Source organism: Falsiroseomonas oryziterrae, assembly GCF_021864505.1.
In the GTDB taxonomy this organism is placed as follows: Bacteria; Pseudomonadota; Alphaproteobacteria; order Acetobacterales; family Acetobacteraceae; genus Falsiroseomonas; species Falsiroseomonas oryziterrae.
Genome location: NZ_JAKJIB010000430.1, coordinates 1 through 2824, shown reverse-complemented (window position 1 = coordinate 2824; position 2824 = coordinate 1). Strand labels below are relative to the sequence as shown.

The window sequence follows — 2824 nt, the reverse complement described above, 5'->3', positions numbered from 1 at the left end:
GCCTGCGCGCGCGCCGCGCCTTGGGTGCCGCCGGTTGTCGCCATGCCGGCCAGCGCCGCGGCGAGCAACGCGCGCCGCGAGGCGGACGCGCCCTGCATGATGCCGTCCATCGGCTTCCTTCCCCCTGGTGACCCGTTGTATAATGACACATCTGTCAATTTGACATTTTCGTCAATTCGAATCTCACGGCGGTGCCGTTCCCCTGCGTCGGCACCGCAGCGCGGGGAGGCCGGGATGGACGCGAGAAGGGCCGAGCTCGGCCGCGCGCGGCGCGACCGCACGCGCGGCCTGCTGGTGGAGGCGGCGCTGCGCGTCTTCGCGCGGATGGGGCCGGATGCGCCGAACGTGGACGACTTCACCGCGGAGGCCGGCGTCGCGCGCGGGACCTTCTACAACTACTTCGACGGGCGCGAGGACCTGCTGGTCGCCGTCGCGACGCTCGCGGCGGAGCGGATGGAAGCCGAGCGGATGCGCTCGCAGGGGCTGGCGGATCCGGCGGAGCGGATGGCCTGCGCGCTGCGCAGCTACATCCGGCAGGCCGCCGCGGATCCGGCCTGGGGCTGGGTGATCGTGCGCATCGCGCTGGTGGCGGCGCCGCTCGGGCCGGCGATGCGGGCGAACCTGGAGAAGGACCTGGCCGACGGGATCGCCGCCGGCCGCTTCGTCGTGCCGTCCATGCAGGCCGCGCAGGACCTGGTGCTGGGGGCCGGGATCATGGGCATGCGGGCCGTGCTGAAGGGAGATGCGGATCCGGGGCACGCGGAGGCGGTCGCGCGGATGGTGCTGCTGTCGCTCGGCGTCGCGGATGCGGCGGAGGTGGCGACGCGGCCGCTGCCGGGGGCGGGGGCCGTCTCGGCCCAGGGCGGCGAGGCGCCCCGGTCACGCCGTGACAAGGGCAGGCCCGTCTAGACGCTGCGCCAGGCGGCGGCCGGCCCCTGCAGTTCGGTAGTTGCGAATGCTTCGCAGTTGCGATAGATGACCCGCAAGCCGCCGGGAAACGTGGGCGCCGGGAGCCCCGCAGCGCGGCAACACGGAGACACCGCCATGGCCGTCACGCGCCGCCTTCTGCTCGCCACCCCCGCGCTGCTCGCCCTGCCATCGCTCGGCCGTGCGCAGGACCGCACGCTGTCGATCTATTCCTCGCGCCACTACGACACCGACCGCGAGCTGTATGACGGCTTCACGCGGCAGAGCGGCGTGCGCATCCGGCTGATCGAGGCGCAGGTGGACCAGCTGCTCGAGCGCATCCGCGCCGAGGGCGCGAACAGCCCTGCCGACGTGCTGATCACCGTGGATGCCGGGCGCCTCGCCCGCGCGCAGGAGGCCGGCGTGCTGGTCCCCGTGCGCTCCGCGGTGCTGGACGGGCGCATCCCGGCGCATCTGCGCGACCCCGACGGGCATTGGTACGGCTTCTCGATGCGCGCGCGCGTCGTGATGTACGACCGCAACCTCGGCCTGCCGGCCGGGCTCGCGCGCTACGAGGATCTCGCGCGGCCCGAGATGCGCGGGATGGTCTCCACGCGGTCGTCGTCGAACATCTACTCGATCGGCTGGACGGCGAGCATGCTGGCCGCGAACGGGCCGGAGGCGACGGAAGGCTGGGCGCGCGGCATCGCGGCCAACCTGTCGCGCCCGCCGCAGGGCGGCGACACCGACCAGATCCGCGCGGTCGCCGCGGGCCAGGGGCGGCTCGCGATCTCCAACACCTACTATCTCGGCCTGCTGCATCGCTCGGCGCGCGCCGAGGACCGCGAGATCGCGCAGCGGATGGCGGTGCTGTTCCCGAACCAGGGCGACCGCGGCACGCATGTGAACATCTCGGGCGCCGGCGTGGTGCGCACCGCGCCGAACCGCGAGGCGGCGGCGGCCTTCCTCGAGTATCTCAGCAGCGCGCCGGCGCAGACGATCTTCGCCGAGGGCAACATGGAATACCCGGTGGTGGCCGATGCGCAGCCGCATGCCTTCCTGCGCGGCCTCGGCGAGTTCAGACAGGACCCGCTGAACGCATCGCGCATGGCGGCGCTGTCGCCGGAGGCGCTCCGCATCATGCAGCGCGCCAACTGGCGGTGATGCCGCGCGGCTGAGGCGCCGCGGCGGTCAGTCGGGAAAGATGCGCGACCAGTCGGCGCGCATCGAGACCACCTGCCAGCCGTGCACGGGCGCCTCGTCCAGCGCGCGGGCCAACCGTCCGACATGGCTCTCGCGGTCATAGGCGTATTCGCGCTCGGCGTCGTCGTGACGGACGATCATGCCGAGGCGGCGGCCAGGACCCTCGGTGACGTAGCGCAGCATGTGCCAGTCGCCGTCGGAATTGCCGAAGCAGGCGATCGGCCGGCGGCCGATCTGCTTCGCGATGCCGACCGGCTTGCCCGGCCCGTCATCCACGAAATCCACGCGCGGCTCGCGGGTCAGCACAATGCGTCCCTCCGCCTCGCCAGGCGTCAGCGCGAAGGTGGAACCGACGACCTGGTGCGGCGGAATTCCGTAGGCGGACTCCGAGAAGGCGCGGACGAACTCGGCGCCGCCGCCGGAGACGATGAAGCTCGTGAAGCCGCGCGCGCGCAGCAACGCCAGCAGCTCGAGCATCGGCTGGTACACCAGCCGCGTGTAGGGGCGGTTCCAGCGCCGGTCGCGCGCAACCGCCAACCAATCGGCAACCTGCGCCTGGAAGGCCTCGGGCGACATGCCGGCCTGCGCGGCGCCGGCGAGGCGGAGCAGCCCCTCGACGCCGCCGGCCGCCGCGCCGTGCAGGTCGCCCGCGATCGCGGCGCGGAACAGCGGGTCCTCGCGCCACGCCGGATTCCGCGGCGCCAGCGCGCGGAGG

General features: G+C 73.2%; 3 protein-coding genes. 2 read left to right on the top strand and 1 reads right to left on the bottom strand.

The features are described from left to right. Positions 1–234 precede the first annotated feature (234 nt). On the top strand, positions 235–909 hold the full coding sequence (locus L2I40_RS21455; protein ID WP_237217255.1) for a TetR/AcrR family transcriptional regulator: 675 nt from the start codon (positions 235–237) through the stop codon (positions 907–909). A gap of 135 nt (positions 910–1044) precedes the next feature. After that, complete coding sequence (locus L2I40_RS21450) at positions 1045–2070, top strand: extracellular solute-binding protein (RefSeq protein ID WP_237217254.1); 1026 nt, start codon at positions 1045–1047, stop codon at positions 2068–2070. A gap of 27 nt (positions 2071–2097) precedes the next feature. Here the strand turns inward: L2I40_RS21450 and L2I40_RS21445 are convergent. Beyond that, the coding region (locus L2I40_RS21445) for a haloacid dehalogenase-like hydrolase (protein ID WP_237217253.1) at positions 2098–2824 on the bottom strand (727 nt) is incomplete at its 5' end.